17 protein-coding genes are annotated in these 20948 nt (G+C 43.5%); 13 read left to right on the forward strand and 4 right to left on the reverse strand.

Features of this window, described 5'->3' with window-relative positions:
* The first annotated feature begins 180 nt into the window (after nt 1–180).
* The 5 genes from LCH52_14265 to LCH52_14285 are packed head-to-tail and all read left to right on the forward strand — an operon-like array spanning nt 181 to nt 3178.
* Complete coding sequence (locus LCH52_14265; protein ID MCA0389651.1) at nt 181–411, forward strand: ferredoxin family protein; 231 nt, start codon at nt 181–183, stop codon at nt 409–411.
* A 14-nt stretch (nt 412–425) separates the two neighbouring features.
* On the forward strand, nt 426–1499 hold the full coding sequence (locus tag LCH52_14270) for a 3-methyl-2-oxobutanoate dehydrogenase subunit VorB (GenBank protein ID MCA0389652.1): 1074 nt from the start codon (nt 426–428) through the stop codon (nt 1497–1499).
* 13 nt (nt 1500–1512) lie between these two features.
* A complete protein-coding gene (locus LCH52_14275; GenBank protein MCA0389653.1) occupies nt 1513–2313 on the forward strand; it encodes a 2-oxoglutarate oxidoreductase in 801 nt (266 codons plus the stop codon).
* Between the two features lie 16 nt (nt 2314–2329).
* Nucleotides 2330–2890: a 2-oxoacid:acceptor oxidoreductase family protein gene (locus tag LCH52_14280; protein MCA0389654.1), complete on the forward strand. Its 561-nt coding sequence runs from the start codon at nt 2330–2332 to the stop codon at nt 2888–2890.
* A 21-nt stretch (nt 2891–2911) separates the two neighbouring features.
* Entirely contained in the window at nt 2912–3178 is a 267-nt protein-coding gene (locus LCH52_14285; protein ID MCA0389655.1) for a hypothetical protein, read from the forward strand.
* A 63-nt stretch (nt 3179–3241) separates the two neighbouring features.
* Here LCH52_14285 and LCH52_14290 read toward each other — a convergent pair whose 3' ends face one another.
* The 3 genes from LCH52_14290 to trxA all read right to left on the reverse strand — a co-directional run bounded on the left by LCH52_14290 (nt 3242) and on the right by trxA (nt 6927).
* The gene (locus LCH52_14290; protein MCA0389656.1) at nt 3242–4564 is read right to left on the reverse strand and encodes an OmpA family protein; all 1323 of its coding nucleotides are present in this window, start codon (nt 4562–4564) and stop codon (nt 3242–3244) included.
* A gap of 148 nt (nt 4565–4712) precedes the next feature.
* Nucleotides 4713–6374: a GAF domain-containing protein gene (locus LCH52_14295; protein ID MCA0389657.1), complete on the reverse strand. Its 1662-nt coding sequence runs from the start codon at nt 6372–6374 to the stop codon at nt 4713–4715.
* Nucleotides 6375–6558: 184 nt separating this feature from the next.
* Nucleotides 6559–6927: a thioredoxin gene (gene trxA, locus LCH52_14300; protein MCA0389658.1), complete on the reverse strand. Its 369-nt coding sequence runs from the start codon at nt 6925–6927 to the stop codon at nt 6559–6561.
* Nucleotides 6928–7078: 151 nt separating this feature from the next.
* Between trxA and LCH52_14305 the strand changes: the two genes are divergently transcribed.
* Entirely contained in the window at nt 7079–9052 is a 1974-nt protein-coding gene (locus tag LCH52_14305; GenBank protein MCA0389659.1) for a T9SS type A sorting domain-containing protein, read from the forward strand.
* 98 nt (nt 9053–9150) lie between these two features.
* Here LCH52_14305 and LCH52_14310 read toward each other — a convergent pair whose 3' ends face one another.
* Nucleotides 9151–9993, reverse strand: coding sequence for a DUF3078 domain-containing protein (locus tag LCH52_14310; protein ID MCA0389660.1), 843 nt, complete (start codon nt 9991–9993; stop codon nt 9151–9153).
* Nucleotides 9994–10145: 152 nt separating this feature from the next.
* Between LCH52_14310 and carA the strand changes: the two genes are divergently transcribed.
* The 7 genes from carA to LCH52_14345 all read left to right on the forward strand — a co-directional run bounded on the left by carA (nt 10146) and on the right by LCH52_14345 (nt 20693).
* Complete coding sequence (gene carA, locus LCH52_14315) at nt 10146–11213, forward strand: glutamine-hydrolyzing carbamoyl-phosphate synthase small subunit (GenBank protein MCA0389661.1); 1068 nt, start codon at nt 10146–10148, stop codon at nt 11211–11213.
* A complete protein-coding gene (carB, locus tag LCH52_14320) occupies nt 11213–14440 on the forward strand; it encodes a carbamoyl-phosphate synthase (glutamine-hydrolyzing) large subunit (GenBank protein MCA0389662.1) in 3228 nt (1075 codons plus the stop codon). Before carA ends, carB begins: the two co-directional genes overlap by 1 nt.
* A gap of 74 nt (nt 14441–14514) precedes the next feature.
* A complete protein-coding gene (locus LCH52_14325) occupies nt 14515–16095 on the forward strand; it encodes a redoxin domain-containing protein (GenBank protein ID MCA0389663.1) in 1581 nt (526 codons plus the stop codon).
* Between the two features lie 133 nt (nt 16096–16228).
* Nucleotides 16229–18022, forward strand: a complete 1794-nt coding sequence (gene thrS / locus LCH52_14330) for a threonine--tRNA ligase (protein ID MCA0389664.1) — start codon at nt 16229–16231, stop codon at nt 18020–18022.
* A 223-nt stretch (nt 18023–18245) separates the two neighbouring features.
* Nucleotides 18246–19448 (forward strand): ATP-binding protein, encoded by a 1203-nt coding sequence (locus LCH52_14335; protein MCA0389665.1) that lies wholly within the window; start codon nt 18246–18248, stop codon nt 19446–19448.
* A 55-nt stretch (nt 19449–19503) separates the two neighbouring features.
* Nucleotides 19504–19896 (forward strand): YciI family protein, encoded by a 393-nt coding sequence (locus LCH52_14340; GenBank protein ID MCA0389666.1) that lies wholly within the window; start codon nt 19504–19506, stop codon nt 19894–19896.
* Nucleotides 19896–20693, forward strand: a complete 798-nt coding sequence (locus LCH52_14345) for a histidinol phosphate phosphatase (protein ID MCA0389667.1) — start codon at nt 19896–19898, stop codon at nt 20691–20693. Before LCH52_14340 ends, LCH52_14345 begins: the two co-directional genes overlap by 1 nt.
* Nucleotides 20694–20948: the final 255 nt, after the last annotated feature.

Raw genomic sequence — 20948 nt, forward strand, 5'->3', positions numbered from 1 at the left:
ACCCAGTAACAAGAAATAGAAACACTTCTCAAATATTGGAAAGAAAAAATGGAGAGTTTCTATTATTTGGCAAAAGGAAAATCAAAAAGAGGTTAAAACACCGTTTTTAGGCACAAAAAAGTTTGGCACAGTAATTGAATGTAAACTGGTTACAGGAAAAAAACGGAAAGATCACAAGAAATGGCAATAAAAGGCACAATAATAATTGACACAGAGCTCTGCAAGGGTTGCGAGCTTTGCGTTTTGGCTTGCCCCCAGAAAGGATTAGTCCTTTCCGACAAGATCAACTTAAAAGGTTACCGCGTAGTGGAATTATATATGGACAATTGCACAGGTTGCGTGAATTGCGCACTTGTTTGTCCCGACTCTGCGATAACTGTTTACCGCGAAAAGAAAGCAAAAGCGGAATAAGGAAAGAAAATACGATGGAGACTAAAGAATTAAAAGGAAAAGAAGTCCGCTTGATGAAAGGCAACGAAGCCATGGCTGAAGCTGCCATCAGAGCGGGACTTGATGCTTATTTCGGATATCCCATTACTCCACAGTCGGAAGTGATGGAATATTTAACAGAACAGATTCCACTCAGACGCGGACTCGTTCTTCAGGCAGAAAGTGAAGTGGCATCGATAAATATGGTTTATGGTGCTGCCGGAGCCGGTGCAAGAGTGATGACATCATCTTCGAGCCCGGGCATGAGTCTTATGCAGGAAGGCATTTCGTACATTGCGAGTGCACAACTTCCCTGCCTTCTCGTGAATGTTATGCGCGGCGGTCCCGGACTTGGAACAATCCAGCCCTCACAGGGGGATTATTTCCAGGCGGTAAAGGGCGGCGGACATGGCGATTACAAAATGTTCGTTCTCGCGCCCTCTTCAGTTCAGGAGATGGTCGATTTTGTATTCGAAGGCTTTAAAATGGCTGAGAAATACCGTACTCCCGCGATGATACTTGCTGACGGAGCTCTTGGACAGATGATGGAAAAGGTCGAACTCCCGGCAGAAGGTTCATTTCCGCATGTGATACCCGACTGGGCGACAACCGGTAAAAAAGAGGGAAGAAAACAGAATGTCATCACCTCTCTTTTTATTCAGCCCGAAAAAATGGAAGAAATTAACCATACACTTCAGGCAAAATATAAAGCCATGGAAGTGGAAGTAAAATCGGAGGCCATCAACACTGAAGGTGCCGATGTGATACTGGTTGCTTTCGGACTGGTAGCAAGAATCTGCATGAAAGCTGCCGAACTTGCAAAAGAAAAAGGAATAAAAGTCGGAGTTATCAGACCAATTACTCTTTTCCCTTTCCCGACTCAGGTGATAAGCGATGCCGCTGAGGGCGTAAAGAAATTTCTCGTTGTTGAGATGAACGCCGGTCAGATGGTTGAGGATGTCAGACTTTCAATAAACGGAAAAGCTGATGTTCAGTTCTACGGCAGAATGGGCGGCATGATCCCCACTCCCGAAGAAATTCTTGAAAAACTTGAATCAATGATGAAATAACGGGAGAAAGACAATGGAACAATTTTTAATTAACCCCGATTGCATGGTATATGACAATCATCCCGTTACACTCACCGGAGAGCCTTTTCACTATTGCCCCGGTTGTGGTCACGGTGTAATTCATAAAATTTTGATGGAAGTGGTTCGAGACCTTGGCATACAGGAAGAGGTGATTGGTGTAGCCCCTGTAGGCTGTTCGGTTTTCGCTTATCATTATATGAATGTGGATATGCAGGAAGCTGCTCACGGAAGAGCAAGTGCCGTTGCCACAGGAATAAAAAGAGTGAGACCCGAAAAGTATGTCTTTTCATACCAGGGTGACGGCGATCTCGCTGCCATCGGTACCGCTGAAACAATGCATACGGTTAACAGAGGTGAAAACATATTGATGGTTTTTGTGAACAATGCGATCTATGGAATGACGGGTGGCCAGATGGCTCCCACATCCCTGATCGGAATGAAAACCTCCACTTCACCTTACGGAAGAGATGCCGCATCAATGGGTAACCCTTTGAAAATCACGGAGCTAATTGCACAACTCCCCGGTGCTTATTATGTGGCAAGACACGCTGTACACACTCCAAATGCAGTAAGAAAACTCACTAAAGCCCTTAAAAATGCTTTTGAATACCAGAAGCAGAAAAAAGGAACATGCTTTATTGAAGTGGTTTCAAACTGCCCGTCGGGATGGAAGATGAGTCCTGTACAGTCGATTGACTGGATCGAAAAAAACATGTTGCCGCTTTACCCGCTTGGCGATATAAAAGTGCCTGATCCAAAGACAGGTGAACCAGTTATGGTTAAGAACAATTAAGTTTTAGGATACAGAAATGAAAACAGAAGAGATAATTATAGCGGGATTTGGCGGTCAGGGTGTCCTCTCGATGGGACAGATGCTCGCTTATTCTGCAATGATAGATAATAAGGAAACCAGTTGGATGCCCTCCTACGGACCCGAGATGCGCGGTGGAACGGCTAACTGTGTGGTGATTGTTTCAGAGACCAGAATCAGTTCGCCACTCGTTACAAAGTTCGATACGGCTATAATTCTTAATCAGCCGTCGATGGAGAAGTTCGAGAAGGCAGTAAAGCCGGGTGGTTCACTTTTTTATGAAGAATCAACGATAATTCAACCTCCCATGAGGACAGACATCAACATTTACAGGATCAGTGCTCTCAGAGAAGCTGAACGGTTAAACAAAAAACAGGTGGCGAACATGGTTATGCTTGGGGCTTTTCTCGAAGTGAAGCCGATAGTCGATTTCCAGTCGATCCTCGCTGCTCTTAAAAAGGTTTTACCCGAACGGCATCATCACCTCATTCCCGTCAACGAGCAAGCCTTGCTTAAGGGAAAAGAGATAATTGCAGAGTACTTAAAAGAACCCGTTTAATCAGCAAGGCAGGTAACTAAAATGACCCAAAAAGAATTCAATTGCAACAAAATATGTAAAAACTCCTGTGCCTCGCTTCAGGAAGCACTGAGAAAAGAGACGGCTACCGTTAACTTCTACGAAAATATGATGGAAGAGTGTAATTCTCCCGAAATTTCGGAATTCCTCTCCGGCATAATCGAGTCAAGAAGGTCTGAGATGCTGAAAATCATCCAGAAACTTAATGAAGTGCAGGCCCGTTCTCAGATAGTGGACGGGGTCATTTCAAGTTTCGACTCCGAAAGCTGACAGCAGTTAATCTTATTGTTAAAAAGCCGTTCGCTCTTACGGGTGAACGGCTTTTTATTTATTCTATCTAATCTTTAGAATTCGCATTTCAACCCGCCTGTTTTTTGCCCGGTTTTTTTCAGTGTCGTTTGGGGCGACGGGTCTGTCAGGACCGTAACCGACGGTGGTAATTCTGTCGGGGCTTATTTCCTTTGAAATCAGATACTGTTTACACGATTCAACTCTTGAAAGAGAGAGGCTTTTATTCGATTCATAATTGCCGTCTGATGATGTGTGTCCCGAGAGTTCAATATCAATCTTTGGGTTTTGGGAGAGGAACAAAACCATTTTATCCAGCTCAGTTTTCGATTTTGCAGTAAGTTCGGAACTTCCTGAAGCAAACTGGACATTGGCAAGATTTAGTGTGTCACCTTCTTTCAGTGTCCTGCCGTCATAGGTAGATGTTACTGTAGTGGCTTTTCTTAATACAATGTCTTTTATAGGAATTTCATCATACTCCGAGAGGATATCAATTCCCGCCGCCTCTGTCAGGTAACCTTCCATGGTGAATTCTGCAAGTACCATACCGGCAGGAAGATCTTTGAATGTGACGACTCCCTCTGCATCTGCGTATGCCAAAGGATAGCCCGGAATCTGAACGGCGCAGCCCTTCATCGGTTCGCCTTCTTCATTTGTAATTTTCAGAGTCACGGGTCCCCTAAACTGATATGGTTTCGGGTTAACGAGCAGTTTTACAAAATCAACCGCATACCCGTCTCCGGCTTTGGTGGTTGAGTCGTCAATCGAGATTACCAGCTTCTCTTTTTGGAGAAGGGGGAGTAAATCAGAAGGGATCTCCTGATAGATGATTTTGCCAATGGGCCCTGTTTGATTAATCTTGTTGAGGATGCGCTCGAGAGCTGAAAACCGTACACCGTTGAACCACACTCTGTACTTGGTACAAAATTCAGGTGCCTGAAAATCATCCACAAACAACAGCAGGGTAGCCGCTTTTATCTCAACACCTTTCAAGTCTGTAAGAGGAAGAACTATCGCCTCGGGTTTTGTGAGATCAGACAGGCTTTGTGAGTAGCCGTCATTGCCGCATGGGGTGGCATAGAGATCTTTTAGTGAAGATGGCAACATTATCTTGTCAGTACCGCGGTGATTAGAGGGATCCATTTCCCATGGATATCTGTGAGCCTCTGTTGACTTGCCTGAGAAGGGATTAAACCCCTCTGACCAGCCAAATCCAAGGTTGTCGATGTCACCAACCCGGATCATTACAGCAGCTTCGGGGGTGTTTTTCAGAGTAATGGATTGCTTGTTCCACTCTCCGTCATTTGCAGTTTTTTGGGAGTAAACCGCCAGTGAAAGAACGAAAGCGATTAAAAGGACTTTTTTCATAGAAGTTCCATATTAATGAGGATGGAAAATAATAATAAAATTGATCTTAGGAAAGTGCCGGGAGACAAATAATTTTTAAGAGAACAGGAATTAAAAAAAATGATTATGCAGAGGATCGGAAACTTTTTTAGAAGAGGTTATTACTTTTTCACTGCCGCCTGTCAGCAGATTTTAGAGTGAAGCTGAACTTGCTTCCTTGTCCTTCAACACTTTCGACCATGATTTGCCCGCCGTTGTTTTCCACAAATTCTTTGCAGATGAGGAGTCCAAGTCCGGTACTTAATTCACCTTCGGTTCCGAGGGACCCGGTTTTCTCGCCGGGGTTAAAGAGTTTGCTGACAACCTCCTGCGTCATTCCTGTACCGTTGTCGCTCACGGAAACTTTCAGCATCCCGTCTGCCAGTTTCTCGGTACCAATCGAGATTTGTCCGCCTCTGTGAGTAAATTTTAATGCATTGGAGACGAGGTTGTTAAGTACTGAGTTAATCATTTTGCGATCGGCAAACACGGACAGTCTGTCACCGGCATCAATTTTTATCGAAATACCTTTTTGTTTTGCCCTTGGAGCAGAGTTGCTTGCCACTTCTTCTATCAGGTCGGAGAGGGTGAATACAACAGGTTTGAGGGCAAGAGTCCCGTTCTGACTTTGAGCCCATTCGAGCAAGTCTCTTAAGAGTCTGAAAAGATTGCTTGCGATTCTGTTCAATTCACTGCTCATATTGGCGTACTGTTCGGCAGTAAAATGCTCTTCCTCATCGCTCATTACTTCAGTAAGTCCCCACAAAGTCTGAAAAGGACTTCGAAGGTCGTGTGCAATGATTGAAAGGAATCTGTCTTTTTCGGCATTCAACCTGGTGAGCTGTTCATTCTTTTGCTTGATTTCCGATTCCGCCTTTTTGCGGTCGCTTATATCTCTCCAGATTGTGTAGAGGAACTGTTTCCCCTTTATATGGACAGGTGTAAGCATAACCTCAACCGGTAGATCCGAGCCGTCTGCTTTTGTATGGGTCCATTCAAACTTGTGAAAGCCATTTTCTATAGCAGTTTTGATCATCATTTCAGCCTTAATGCCGGAGAGCATGCCATCATTTTGTCTTTCCGGAGACAACTCCCACGGGCTCTTGTGAAGGAATTCTTCTTTGTTTTTGAATCCCAGCATCGCCACAGTTGCAGTATTACAGTTTATGAATCCGGTTTCATCGAGGAGAAGGTTCGCATCTGCCGATTCATTAAAAAGCGCCCGGAACATCTCTTCACTCTCACGCAGTTCGTCTTCATCCCGTTTTCGTTGAATAGCTATTGCTATCTGACTTGCGACAAAATCCAAAAACTGAACATCTTCTTTAGAGAAGACCCCCTCCTCTTCATAATGTTGAACCACCAGTACTCCGATTGTCCTCGATGGGGATCGTAAAGGAACGCCGAGCCATGAGGGGGATCTGGAGCCGACCAGTTCAACTTCATTTTTTTTGCACAGATCGTCAAATTCCTGTTCGGTCAGCAAGAGTGGTTCACCCGTTCGATAAACGAAGGCTGTGCAGCTTCGGGACATGTTCAACGGTTCAGGTTTTGGATCGTATTTGTCCACAAAGTAGGGGAAGCTAAAAAGTCCGGTGTTTTCATCGTGAAGTGCGACAAAGCAATTTTCTGCGTAGATTATTCTTGAAAGGGAGTCGTGTATGAGGGTGAGCAGGTCGTTAAGATTATCGGTTGTAGTAACCCCTTTCATGATATCGTACAAAACCTGAGATTCCAGCCAGGATCTTTGACGAAAGAGAGTTTTATCCGATTTATCTTTCTTTTTGCTCATCTATGTTGGAATTATATAAAAAATCAACGGGGTAAATTACGATATAAATTAGTAATTTCTATAAACAAGGAGGATTTAATTTCAGATTTGAAAGAAATGTATGGGGTATGGTGGGGGAGCTGATTTGCAGGGTTTTAGGAAAAAAAGAGGCTGCCTCGTTTGAAGCAACCTCCCGGGCGTAATGCTAATTAACTTCTTCTTCTTTAATTAGAATCTTGTCAATTATGTCGATGAGTGCAGGTTTTGGAAGTGCACCCTGCGCCATTCTCGGTTGTCCGTTCATAGGGACAAAAAGAAGTGACGGGATGCTTCTGATTCCAAAGGCTGCTGCAAGTTCCTGTTCGGCTTCGGTATCGATTTTGTAGATATCCACCTGACCTTTGTATTCATCAGAGAGTTCTTCGAGAACAGGGGCTACCATTTTGCAGGGACCGCACCAGTCAGCGTAAAAATCTATCAAACAAGGCTTGTCGCCTTCAAACTTCCATTCCTGATTTTGCTCATAATTGAAAACCTTTTTCAGGAAGGTATCTTTTGTTAAGTGAGTTGTCATTTTTTCTCCAGTTTCGGAATTGTTAATTTCATTGTTAAGTCAGATGCACGACTGACAAAAAGGATTCAAAATTTATTTCACCCGTTTCCTTTGTTTTTATTTACAAATATTTATATTACAGTCCAGGCAAATTTTTAGTTGGAGGACTTACATGAAAAAGCTTTTCTGTAATGTGAAGGTTTTGTTACTTTTTACGCTTATACCCCTGATGAGCGTAAATGCTCAATTCGGAAATTGGGTTCCCGTGGACACGATGGCGAATACATTCAGCACGGCATCACTGAATTTGGGCCCAATTGCATCTGCTACCTACTCACCCCTGATCATGGTACTTCACAGAGCGAATACAAATTATGCGACTTCCTCGGGTGCGCTTGTTTATAATGTATCGACAGATAACGGAGCCACATGGTCACGAAAACTTCCCCCTGTAAACAGTCAGATTGGTTATTCGGGGAGATATCCGACACTGACCTTAAAACTTGATTCAGGAACGGCGCCCGGTTCGGCTAAGGCTTTTTCAACATTTGGTCACATGTCAGCAATTCCCGAGGTGGATCATGGTGCGGCTCTCGTTTCAGATGTAATGAACGGGGTCTCCACTTCCGTTGCATTCAATCAGATGTCGGGGCAGGGGAGCAACCAGATCTGCTGGGCGAGTGATACGGAAAATCTCTTTTTCTGGGTATCGCAGAATGCCTCGAATGGAGCAATGATGCTGAACAGGACATCCGATCTTGTAAATATTCAGTCGGTTCCCATGTTACCGAACAATGTATTCGCAGGAGCATTTATCCCTCTGCAGGGAGAATCGTATAAAGGGAAACTCTACTTCGGATTTTTGGCAATTCCTCCTGAAAGTGCAGCTGCGGGGATGTATCTGCCGGGTTATGTCACTTCAACTGACAACGGAATTTCATGGTCGCCTGTTAACTGGGTTGATTTCCGGCAGGCAGTGGGGATGCAACGGTTTGACAGATTGTGGGATTATAAACCGAATGATCTGTTTGTCAACTATTCAGCGGACATGGTGGTAGGTTACGACGGGCGAGTCCATTTTGCCTTGGGCTTGCAGGATACAAACCAGACCACATCGCAAAACCGTAACGCAATAGTGGAACTGACTCAGCAGGGGAGTTACTGGGTTGGATTTGTGGTTTCTGACAACTTGAAGGATTATTCGTATATGACGCTCGATGGTCCTGCAGCCGGTCAGATGGGTTACAGTGTGAATATTGCTGCATCCCGTTTTTTTGGAATTTATGCGGTATCATTTGTACATCCCGGAGGGAGCAATCCGCTTGATTCGCTCTGTGATATCTATCTGGGTCAGCGGGTTGAGGGGATTGGCTACGGCGTTCCGTTTAATTTAACCGGCACTCCCGGAAAAAATGAAAACAACCATCACATGAGTCCTCGAATCTATTCTGATCTGCCGTTTTTCCATCATTATGCTCAGATTATTTACAACTATCCAAAGGATTATACCGGACACTTTCCTAATGGACAGGGTTATGAGACTCAGCCTTCGGTGATCTGGTTCAACAAGGTGGATATTCCGATTCCTCTCAGCCCTGTTGAGTTTACTGCTTTTACCGCAGAAAGTAACAGGAACGGAGTTGTTCTGAGGTGGGCAACTGCAACGGAGCAAAACAACCACATTTTCTTTGTTGAGAAAAAGAACGGTAATGGTTTTTATGAAATCGGAAGTGTGAAGGGCGCCGGCACTTCTACAAAACCGGAATCATACAGCTTTACCGACAATTCCCCGTTGCCGGGTGCATTCTACAGAATAAAGCAGATTGATTTTAATGGTTCGTTTGGTTATTCAAAGGAGATTGAGTCACCAAAAGAGTTTATTTATGACTTCGCACTTGATCAGAATTATCCAAATCCCTTTAATCCCGGTACTGTTATCAGATTCAGACTGCCTCTCTCAGGGCTGACCACTCTGGAAGTTTTTAATTTAACCGGTGAACTGGTTGCGACTGTTTTGAATCAGGAATTGGAAGCAGGTGAACATCAGATAAAATTTGATGCAACAAATCTCCCGGGAGGGGTATATTTCTGTGAACTCCGTTCCGGCGGGAACCATCAGATAGTGAAGATGTTGCTTTTGAAGTGAGGGAGAACCTGAAAACCTGGGTTGTACTGTTTCTTGATAAAAACGAGGTTAAGGTACTTAGTGTACCTTAACCTCGGAAAAGTTTCAGATACCTGATTTTACAGGATGGAAAAGACCAGTCCCAGTTGGAATGCCTGCCTTACCTGGGTTCTTTTTATCTGATCTTCATCGTAAACAATCACCACACTCAAATTTGTAGCCAGCCACTTGTTTACCTGTGCCGTCAGCAGACTCTCCCACCTGACATCCCAAATATCAAGCTTCCTGAATGGTGAGAAAAGGGAGAGTTTCGAGACATAGAGCACATTCTCTGCAACGGGTATTCTCAGGTCAGTAACACTGTTTAAGCCGAGATCAAATTTAAATTTTTCGATTTCGGGAGTCACCGGATCATCAGCCTCCAGGAAATACTGATTGGAGACAATTTCCCTGGCGGCAAGATCGAAACGGGTCTGGACATATTCAGACTTGTCATATAAAAGTCCGATACCCTGAGTAATGTAGGCAGGGTCGAAAAAGTCGGATATCTTTGGTGCGGGATCGAGTTTGTAGTTATATCCGGTTGTAATTTGTGTCAGGAATGTGTTTGAAGCAGCAAATTTAAAGATCCATCCGATATCTCTGGCAAGAACATTTTCCATGAAAATTTCATTTTCGTTCTGTTTATTCGGCTGGCTTCCTGCCTGGGTTCGACCGTATATAACCCGCAATTGATTCTTAAAAACCCAGTGTTCTGCTTTATAGGTCAAGCCAAAATTAGCGAAAGTGTTCCATGAGATGGCATTCTCGCCACCCTTTGCCCAGTCCGAGAAACTCACCTGTGAGAAATTCAGCCCGGCTGTAAGAGAGGGATTCCATTTGTACAACATCGAGTCCGGTTTCTCCTGAGACCTGACTGATACAACGAGAATCAGAATGAGAATAGTTGTATAAAACCGCATAATTTAACTCCATGAGGATGATGTTTAAAATTTAGTAATTTCCAAAAATAAGAAATTTAACTTTCTATCTTGTTCATATGTGGTCGAAGAATAGTTATATTTGATTCCAATCTTTCTGAAATCCTTAAAATCACAAAACAACTCCACACAAAATGCTCGGAAAACTAATTCTTGAAGACGGCAGCGAATATACGGGTACCGTATTTGGCGCAGCCCGTTCATCTGCCGGTGAGACGGTATTCAGTACTGCCGTAACAGGCTACACTGAAAGTCTCTCGGATCCGTCCTATTCGGGACAGATTCTTACTCTCACTTTTCCTCTTATCGGGAACTATGGTATTCCGGGAAAGGCGAGACTCGACAATATTGCAAAGTTCTTCGAATCGGATAAAGTGCAGGCTGCGGGCCTTATCGTCAACAACTACTCTCCTGAATACAGTCACTGGAACGCAGAGAGAAGCCTTTCCGACTGGTTGGAAGAGTATGGAGTCCCCGGACTGACGAACATCGACACCCGTGCGCTGACAAAAAAGATCAGGGAAAAGGGTTCACTTCTCGGCAAGATAGTAATCGATGAAGAGATTCCTTTTTTTGATCCCGACAAGCATGATCTTCTCGAAAAAGTCTCGGTAGAAACAGTTGATGAAACCGGCAACGGTAAATACAAAATAATGCTTGTTGACTGCGGCAGCAAAACAAACATAATCAGATGTCTCTTATCACGCGATGCCACCGTAATCAGAGTGCCATGGAATCATGATTTTGCTTCGGAAGAATATGACGGACTTTTTATTTCGAATGGACCCGGAAACCCAAAAAGAGCCGGAGTTGTAATTGAAAACCTGAAAAAAGCATTCCAAAAAGAGAAACCGGTAATGGGAATTTGTCTCGGACACCAGTTAATGTCACTTGCGACGGGTGCCGATACCTATAAAATGAAGTACGGACACAGAAGTCATAATCAGCCGGTTCTGTTGTACAACACAGATAAAGCTTTCATAACCTCTCAAAATCACGGATATGTGGTTGACAACCCGACAATTCCCGATGAATGGGAACATTACTTTGTGAACCTGAACGATGGTACAAATGAGGGGCTGCGACACAGATCACTTCCTTTCATGTCGGTTCAATTCCATCCCGAAGCATCGAGCGGACCCACAGATACGGAATTTCTTTTTGATGAGTTTATGAAGTTGGTCAGGAGGGGTAAAAACTAATGGAACGAGGAAAAATGCAAATCGAGAAAGTTCTCATAATCGGATCCGGTGCGCTGAAGATTGGGGAGGCGGGTGAGTTCGATTACAGCGGCTCTCAGGCATTGAAGGCACTGAAGGAAGAGGGGATAAAAACCGTACTTCTGAACCCGAACATTGCGACAGTTCAGACTTCGGAAGACCTTGCGGATAAAATCTACTTTCTTCCGGTGACCCCCTGGTTTGTGGAAGAGGTAATCAAAAAAGAGAAACCGCAGGGGATTCTTCTGTCATTCGGTGGTCAGACTGCTTTGAACTGCGGAGTCGAATTGTACCGGAATGGAATCCTTGAAAAATACGGGGTTCAGGTTCTCGGCACTCCCGTTGCATCGATAATAGAGACGGAAGACAGGGAATTGTTTGCGAATAAACTTGCTTCAATTGATATAAAAACACCGAAAAGTTTTGCCGTAACCACTGTGGATGATGCGATAAAAGCTGCGGAAACCATTGGGTTCCCTTTGATTATCCGAGCTGCCTATACGCTTGGCGGACAGGGGAGCGGTTTCTGCGACGACATAGCCTCACTTCGGGAAATGGCTGACAAAGCATTTTCGTACTCCGATCAAATACTTGTTGAAGAGTCGTTAAAAGGGTGGAAGGAAGTGGAATATGAGGTGGTGCGGGATCGGTATGACAACTGCATAACAGTTTGCAACATGGAAAATTTTGATCCTCTCGGCATCCATACAGGTGAGAGTATTGTGGTGGCTCCATCCCAAACCCTCTCGAATGACGACTACCAGTTGCTCCGAAACATCTCAATTAAACTGATCAGACATGTCGGAATTGTCGGTGAATGTAATGTCCAGTTTGCTCTCGATCCTCATTCTCAGGACTATCGCGTAATTGAAGTGAACGCCCGGTTAAGCCGTTCATCTGCACTGGCTTCAAAAGCAACTGGTTATCCGCTCGCATTTGTTGCCGCAAAACTTGCGCTCGGATACGGTCTGCATGAGCTTAAAAACTCGGTGACCAAGGTTACCTCGGCTCTTTTTGAACCCGCACTCGATTATGTCGTTGTTAAAATACCGAGATGGGATCTCGATAAATTTACCGGTGTCTCGAAAAAAATCGGCAGCAGCATGAAGAGTGTCGGTGAAGTCATGGCAATCGGAAGAACTTTCGAAGAGGCGATTCAAAAAGGTCTCAGAATGATCAGGCAGGCACGGCATGGATTTGTCGGTACAAGGGAGCCTGTAGAAAATCTCAACGAAATGTTGCTTGAACCGACCGACAGAAGAATTTTTTATCTGGCAGAAGCTTTTGAACGGGGATATCAGGTTGAGGATATCTATTCCCTCACTAAAATCGACAGATGGTTCCTCAGTAAATTAAAAAATATTTTTGATCTGAAAAATGAGCTTCTTGGATTTAATCAACTCCAGGAGGTGCCCGATGAACTTTTACGGTTGGCAAAAAGATTTGGTTTCAGTGATTTTCAGATCGCAAGATTTGTCCTAAAGAGCAGCGACAAAGAGATTGAAAAAGACCTTCTTCGGGTCCGTTACGAAAGGAAACGGAGGGGAATTCTTCCGGCTGTTAAACAGATTGACACACTTGCCGCCGAGTATCCCGCACAAACGAACTACCTGTACCTCACATATTCAGGCGATGAGCATGATGTTGTTTACGAAAATGACAAAAAAACGGTGATTGTTCTCGGATCGGGTGCTTACAGGATAGGAAGTTCGGTTGAATTCGACTGGTGCAGTGTATCAGCGCTTCAGGCAGCGCGGGCCGAGGGCTACCGCGCTGTGATGATCAATTACAATCCTGAAACTGTCAGCACTGACTATGACATCTGCGACCGGCTCTATTTCGATGAGCTCAGTTTCGAGAGGGTGATGGACATTATCGATCTTGAAGCCCCGTTTGGTGTCATTGTAAATTCGGGAGGTCAAATCCCCAACGGACTTGCAACCAGACTGAACGACCAGAGGGTGCCGCTTCTTGGAACCAGTGCCGAATCGATTGACCGGTCGGAAAACAGGCACAAATTCTCTCAAATGCTTGATGACCTTGGAATTGATCAGCCGAGATGGAAGGAACTTACTGCGATAGAGGATATCCACCGCTTTGCCGATGAAGTGGGCTTTCCGCTTCTGATAAGACCCTCATATGTCCTTTCGGGCTCTGCCATGAATGTTGTATCAAACAAAGAGGACCTCGAGTTTTTCCTGAATGAGGCGGCAACTGTTTCGAAGCAGTATCCCGTGGTGGTCTCTGAATTTATTGAAAATGCCAAGGAAATCGAGTTTGATGCCGTTGCCAGGGAGGGTGAAATCTTCGCTTATACGGTTTCCGAGCATGTGGAATTTGCAGGGGTTCACTCAGGGGACTCCACGATTATTTTCCCGCCACAAAAGATCTATGTGGAAACGAGCCGGTTGATAAAAAAGACAGCCCACAAAATCGCGAGGGAACTGAACATTACGGGTCCTTTCAACATTCAGTTCATCGCAAGGGATAATTATATCAAGGTGATTGAGTGCAATTTGAGGGCATCACGGTCGTTTCCGTTTGTTTCAAAAGTTCTAAAAGTAAATTTAATTGAACTTGCCACCCGGCTTGCATTGGGGGTTGATGTGAAAAAGCCTTCGAAGTCGGCATTTGATCTCGAGTATATCGGGGTGAAGGCATCCCAGTTTTCATTTCACAGGCTTGGAGGAGCAGACCCCGTGCTTGGGGTCGATATGACCTCCACAGGAGAGGTAGGTTGTATAGGTGATGATTTTTACGAGGCACTTCTAAAGGCAATGCTTTCAGTGGGGTACCGGCTCCCTGTGAAAAGAGTACTTCTTTCGACAGGACCTTTGAGGGATAAGGTGGAACTGCTTGAACCCTGTCGTACCCTCGCACAAAACGGAGTTGAACTGTTTGCCACCTCAGGTACTGCGGGATTTCTTAACGATCATGATGTTCCCTGTGCTGCAGTCGCATGGCCCGACGAAGAAGTGCATCCAAATTCACTCGATATGATAAAAGAGAAAAAATTTGATCTTATTGTGAACATTCCAAAGAATAATTCCCGCGATGAGTTGTATAATGACTATACAATTCGTAGAAGTGCGGTTGATTACAACATTCCGCTGATAACAAATGCAAGACTTGCTTCAGCATTCATTGAGGCATCTGCAAGGTATTCGATGGATGATATCGGCATAACGAGTTGGGATGAGTATAAATAATCATGCCGGTTGAACCTTGAACCCGCTTTCGGGTTCACAGTCCGGCACATGAATTTTAATCAAAAGAGGTAAAAATGTATAGTAAAAGCAAAACAGTGTTGATATTTTGTATCGCACTTTTAATCACAACCATGACCCTTGCTCAGGGTACTACCGATCTGACAATAAAGGGAAAACTGACCGGAAGTAACGGCAAACCGATGGTAAAAGCATTAATCTATGTTTTTGATGATGCCATGTCTTTCTACTCCGGTACGACTCCAACACCTGTTGGTGCCGATGGTTCGTTCGAGATAAAGTTGAAAAACCCGGCAATGTATTCAATTACATTTTGCGGGTTGGGACACAATTCATTCAATATAAGTATCCCGGCTTTCGATGTGAAAGGTGTTTCAGAAGTGGAAGTGAAGCTGGCAGCAGCAAAGCCTCTATTGAAAAAGAACTCTACAGGATTCAGATCGAACGCAGAAGCCGATTTTTTTGTGCCTTCCATGGTTCAACTTTCGCCTGACGGCAAGTTCCGTTACAAAGTGAACAAAAAACTCGATACACTGCTGGTACAGATTGTTCCGAAAGCATATTTTATGTCAACCGGCTTCGAGTATCCCGGGGCAAGCTATCTCGCCGACAGTACCGGCGGATTTCATACTGCATTTTTCAATGTGAAGCCCGGATTTGAGATAGTGCTCGATCCGGCGACACTTCCCAAAGTAACAGGTTACAACTCGTCTGAGATTAAATTTATCAGTGATCCTGCCGATTTGAAGACCATATATATGGCTGCGGACAAACAAAGTATAGAGTTCAGAGAAGACAATAAAAGACTTTTCGACTATTATTTTGATCTCTTCAAAAATTCGAAGAACAAGATTGCCCGTGATTTTGCAGCAATGAAATTGTATGAATTTAATACTCAGCCGGACTACCCGGTTTTAGAAAACATTGATGAAGTGATGGCAGCGATAACTCCCGAAAATGCAGGCTGGAGCAGGAGCTTTTATGGAAATCGTGATATTATTGAGTCGATGGAGAAAGAACAGCAAGTAAAATATCTCGAAAAGATGTTCGATTATCACGGTGATGATGTTAAATCATACATTTTATATTATTTCAAAGAGAAGCCCGGAATCGTTTCCGCAGAGAAATATAAAGAGTTTTACGAGAAATTTAAGAAAACCGTTACTGATGAGAAATATGCGTATGCAATAAATGACTTGAAGCCCCCTGTACCGATGGGTGAGCAAAAACTTCTTGATTTCACGGTCAAGATGATTGATGGCAAAGATTTCTCACCAAAACAGCTTTCAGGCAAATATTTTCTGATCGACTTCTGGGGTACATGGTGCATGCCCTGCCTCGCTGAGATTCCGGCAATCGAAAAAGCATACTCAAAATACAAGGCTAAAGGTTTCGAGATCATCAGTCTTGCATTTGGTTCACCCGAAGAGGACTTCAAAAATCTGAGAAAAACAAATCCCATGCCCTGGTTGCATGCCCTCCTTAGTGATGCAGATGCAGAAAACATTGGGACTCTCTACAATGTGGAGTTCATTCCCAAAATGCTTCTGGTTTCACCCGAAGGGAAAATCATTGCGAATGAGGAAACCTTAAGAGACGGCGGACTTGAAAAGAAACTTGCCGAAATTTACAAGTAAGATTTCATACCATTTTCCTGTTTTTTCTGATCACCCGTGGCAAAGGTCACGGGTGATTTTTTTTGCTCTTTATATTCGTTACTGATAAAATGAGTAAATTTAAAGGTTATATATAAAAAAATTAGTGAAAGAGATGAAAGAAGCTGATAAGCTGTATAAGATAAGGCATTCACTTGCACATATTATGGCGCAAGCAGTATTGGAGCACTTCCCTAAAGCAAAAATGGGATTTGGACCTCCTGTCGATTTTGGATTTTATTACGATTTTGACTTTGGTGATGAAAAAGTGTCATCGGAAGATTTTAAGAGGATCGAGAAATCGATGTACAAAATCATCAACCAAAAGCAGGAGTTTGGCATTTCCTATCTCTCCCTCGACGATTCAATAAAGATGCTCGAGGAGATGGGGCAGAATTACAAAGTGGAATATGCCAAAGAACTCGTTGAATCAGGTCAAGCTGAAAACGGGCAGTTAAGTTTTTATAAAAATGGCTCGTTTGTCGATATGTGCGAAGGTCCGCATGTCTCGAACACCGGAGAAATACCTCCAAAATGTTTTAAACTCGACAGAGTCTCAGGCAGCTACTGGCGTGGCGATGAAAAAAGACCGATGCTCACCAGAATTTACGGTATAGCTTTCGAGACCGAAGAAGAAGTGAAAGACTACATCAGACGCCGTGAGCTCGCCATGCAAAGGGATCACAGAAAACTCGGACATGAGCTCGAGATTTTCATGATCGACGATGAAGTGGGTACCGGACTCCCTCTCTGGCTGCCAAACGGTGCCATAATCAGAGGTGAACTTGAAGCATGGGCAAAGGAAGTCGAACAAAAAGCCGGTTATCACCATGTCGCAACTCCATCCCTGAGCAAATCAAATCTCTATTACAGATCGGGACACTTGCCATATTATGCCGAGTCGATGTTCCCGCCAATGGTGCTCGATGAAAACACAGAATATTATCTGCGTCCGATGAACTGCCCGCATCATCACAAGATCTATGGTTTCAGACCAAGAAGCTACCGTGAGCTCCCTTATCGTCTCTCTGAATATGGTGACATGTTCCGCTACGAAAAACACGGATCGCTCTCGGGCTTACTTCGAGTCCGTGCAATGTGTCTGAATGATGCACATATCTATTGTGAGTATGATCAGGTGAAGGAAGAATTTGCGGCGGTTATCAATATGTACAAGTATTACTATGACTACCTGCGACTCGGTAATTTCAGAGTAAGGCTCTCGCTTCACGATCCGGCAAGCGACAAGTATGTGAAGGATGAAGAAGAGTGGATTACCAGTGAAAATATTGTTAGAGAGATACTTACAGAAAACAATATTGAATTCATCGAGGAAGCGGGTGAAGCGGCATTTTACGGACCAAAGGTTGACATTCAGATTAAAAATCTTCTCGGCAGAGAGGAGACTGTGTCTACCTGTCAGTTCGATTTCGTGATGGCAAAGAGGTTCGACCTTTGGTATTCCGCCAAAGATGGAACAATGAAACAGCCGTATATTCTACACAGAGCTCCGCTCTCAACTCACGAAAGAATGATTTCATTCCTTATCGAATTCTGGGGTGGTGCATTCCCGACATGGATGGCACCGACTCAGGTTATGCTTATTCCTGTGAATGAGGGTGTGGTCGATTATGCAAATGAACTGAAACAGTCGATGATTGAAAAAGGGATCCGCGCTGATATCGATCTGAGTGATGATTCCTTCAACAAGAAAATCAGAAAAGCTGTTACAAAGAAAACTCCAAACATGTGGATCATCGGTGACAACGAAAAAGCCGAAAGAGCCATCACATGGAGAAGATATGCAGTTCAGGATCAGATGAAGCTTCAGGCTGATGCTGCAATCGACAAGATTGTTTATATGAGAACCAACAGAATCATGGACAATTTTGCAGATATAGAAATCTAAAACCGGTACGGGTCTGCTAAAAACGGAACCTGTGACCAAACGGTAAACCTTTCAGGGGTTATCAATTGGAATATTTTTCCGGTCGATAACCCCTTTTTTAATGTTTTCCCGGTCACTATCCGATGGTATCGTATAAAAAGCTTGTAAACTATCCGATGGTATCGTATAGAAAGTTTGTAAACTATCCGATGGTATCGTATATTTGCAGGGAGGAGATAAAAAAATGGAACAACTGTTTTACAGATATAATCCCTGGTGGGAAGGAGAGTACCGTCTCGAATCCCTTTTCTTGAGGGAGCAGGCTCTTTCGCAATTAAAAGATTGCATTGACAGATCAGAAGTTACCTTTGTGAGCGGACTCAGGAGAGTCGGAAAGACCACACTTCTGAAAATGCTCATCAAATCAATGATTGAGGAGAAGGGGATCGGCTCGACATCAATCTTTTACCTCTCTTTGGATGACTATTTACTGGGAGGAAGGAACCTTCCGGATCTCATTGATGAATACCGGAAGATTTTCAAAAAGAAATTTGATGAAAGGGTTTACCTCTTCCTCGATGAGGTCACCTGGTTTCCTGATTACGAAATACAGCTCAAGAATATTTTTGACAGTCAGAATGTAAAAATATTTGCTTCTTCATCAAGTGCGTCATTGCTCCGTGCTAAAAAACCTTACCTTACAGGCAGAAACAGGATAATTCAGGTTGATCCTCTTTCATTTGAAGAGTACCTGGTGTTCAAGGGGATCGAGTTGAAAAAAGTGGATTCCCACCTCTCTGAAGTATATTTTGAGGAATATCTCGAGACAGGAGGCATTCCTGAATTTGTAAAAACGGGAGATTTTGAATACCTTAAAAACCTGGTTGACGATATCATCATGAAAGATATCTCTGCCCTTCACAATGTCAAGAATACAGCCACATTGAAGGATATGTTTGTGCTTTTAATGGAGAGATCAGGAAAATCGCTCAGCATGAACAAGGTTGCAAATATCCTGAGTGTTTCTCCCGATACTGTAAAGAGATTTTTGACTTATTTTGAGGAGACATTCCTGGTCTCTTCAGTCCCTCGATGTGGAAAGACCAACCAGGTAATTTTGTCGCCACAGAAAATCTACTCCATGGATTTGGGTTTAAGAAACCTCTTCACAGGGTTCAGGGATAAAGGAAGTCTTTTTGAAAATTATGTATATAACAGGATTAAAAAATACCATCCCTGTTACTATTTTGTTGACAGGTATGAAATAGACTTTTTGTTGGAAAAAAAAGTTCTGATAGAAGCTAAATATCATGCAGAGCTAAAGGGAAAGCAGCTTGATTTGTTTTCAGATTCAGACTTTAAACACAAATTTCTCGTCACGACACGAGATGAACTGGACACACTTTTAGCGGATTTATCATCCATTTTTAACGGGTTGCCGGGATGAAATATTTTTCCTTAAATTAGCGGTTTGACAAATCAAAAAATCGGAGAAACTTTCCATGAAAAAAATCTTTGTTCTGTTTGCATTACTGATTGTATTGTCTGCAAATTCCTATTCACAGGAAAAGCCAATTGAAGAAAAAATGAAGAAATGGTACTTTGTGATGCTCTCAAGGGGTGAAAACCGCAATCAGGATACAGCAGAAGTGAAACGGTTGAACGAAGGTCACATGGCAAACATTAACCGGATGGCAGATCTTGGAGTTCTTCGAATTGCGGGTCCATTCCTTGACAACGGTGACTGGAGGGGAATCTTTATCATGGACGCAAAAACAGAGGAAGAAGTAATCGAAAATCTAAAGCAGGATCCTGCAATCGCTGCGGGACGACTCAAATACGAGATTCACCCCTGGTACGGACCTGCAACAATAAAAACGAACTGGGATAAATAATGAAAAGTTATTTTGGATATGTCCTTTTTGCCGAACATCTTGCCGACATTTCAGGAGCGATAATCAGTCACTACTTCCGGGGTGATATCAAGTCAGAGTATAAGAAATCGGCATCTCCGATTGTTACTATTGCTGACAAGGAAGTGGAGATGCGGCTTAGAGAAGAAATTGAATTTGAAGATGCCGACTCAGGGATTATCGGCGAAGAGTTTGGGATTAAGGAGAGTAAAAACGGGTACACATGGGTAATCGACCCGATTGACGGGACTATTGCCTTCAGTTGTGGTAAACCTGTGTTCGCCACCTTGATTGCACTGATGAAAGACGGAGTACCGCTCATCGGAATCATTGATCAACCTGTGACAAAAGAGAGATGGATCGGGGTCAGCGGAAACACAACAATTCTTAACGGTGAACCTGTCAGATCATCAGCCCTTGCAGATTTATCAAAAGCGAAGTTCAGTACTACATCTCCGGGGATGTTTGTTGAGCCTGCTCATCAAAGATTTTTTGAAGATTTACAGAAAAGTGTACACATTACCAGTTTTGGTGGTGATGCCTACCAGTACGGGCTTTGTGCTTCGGGTTATGTAGATATCGTGATCGAACGCGGGCTCAAACTTCACGACTGGGCTGCTTTGGTGCCGATATTAAAAGGTGCCGGTGCATCAATAACCGACTGGAGCGGCAATGAATTACATCTGAATTCGAAGGGAGATGTAATAGTTACCGGAAATGAAACACTACATAAGCGGGTAATGGAAATTCACGATGCGTCGATGAAACCGGTAGAGTGAAAAGAGAGTGGAAAAACACTAAAGAGGCTGTCTCAAAAGGGGCAGCCTTTTTTATTGTATTCTCAGATTTATCAAAAAGAGTCTTTTCCTCAAGTTGGCTCCTACTTATGATCCCCGTTTTATTGATCCCTCGCCTTACGTTAAATTCTAGAAGAGTCTGACTCTTCTTTTCGCCTGAAAATTGACCAAATCAGTTTAGCCTAAATATGTTCTAACCTATTGTAATATATGGTAGTTAAGAGGAATATTTATTTT

This window comes from Bacteroidota bacterium, assembly GCA_020161395.1.
In the GTDB taxonomy this organism is placed as follows: Bacteria; Bacteroidota; Ignavibacteria; order Ignavibacteriales; family Ignavibacteriaceae; genus UTCHB3.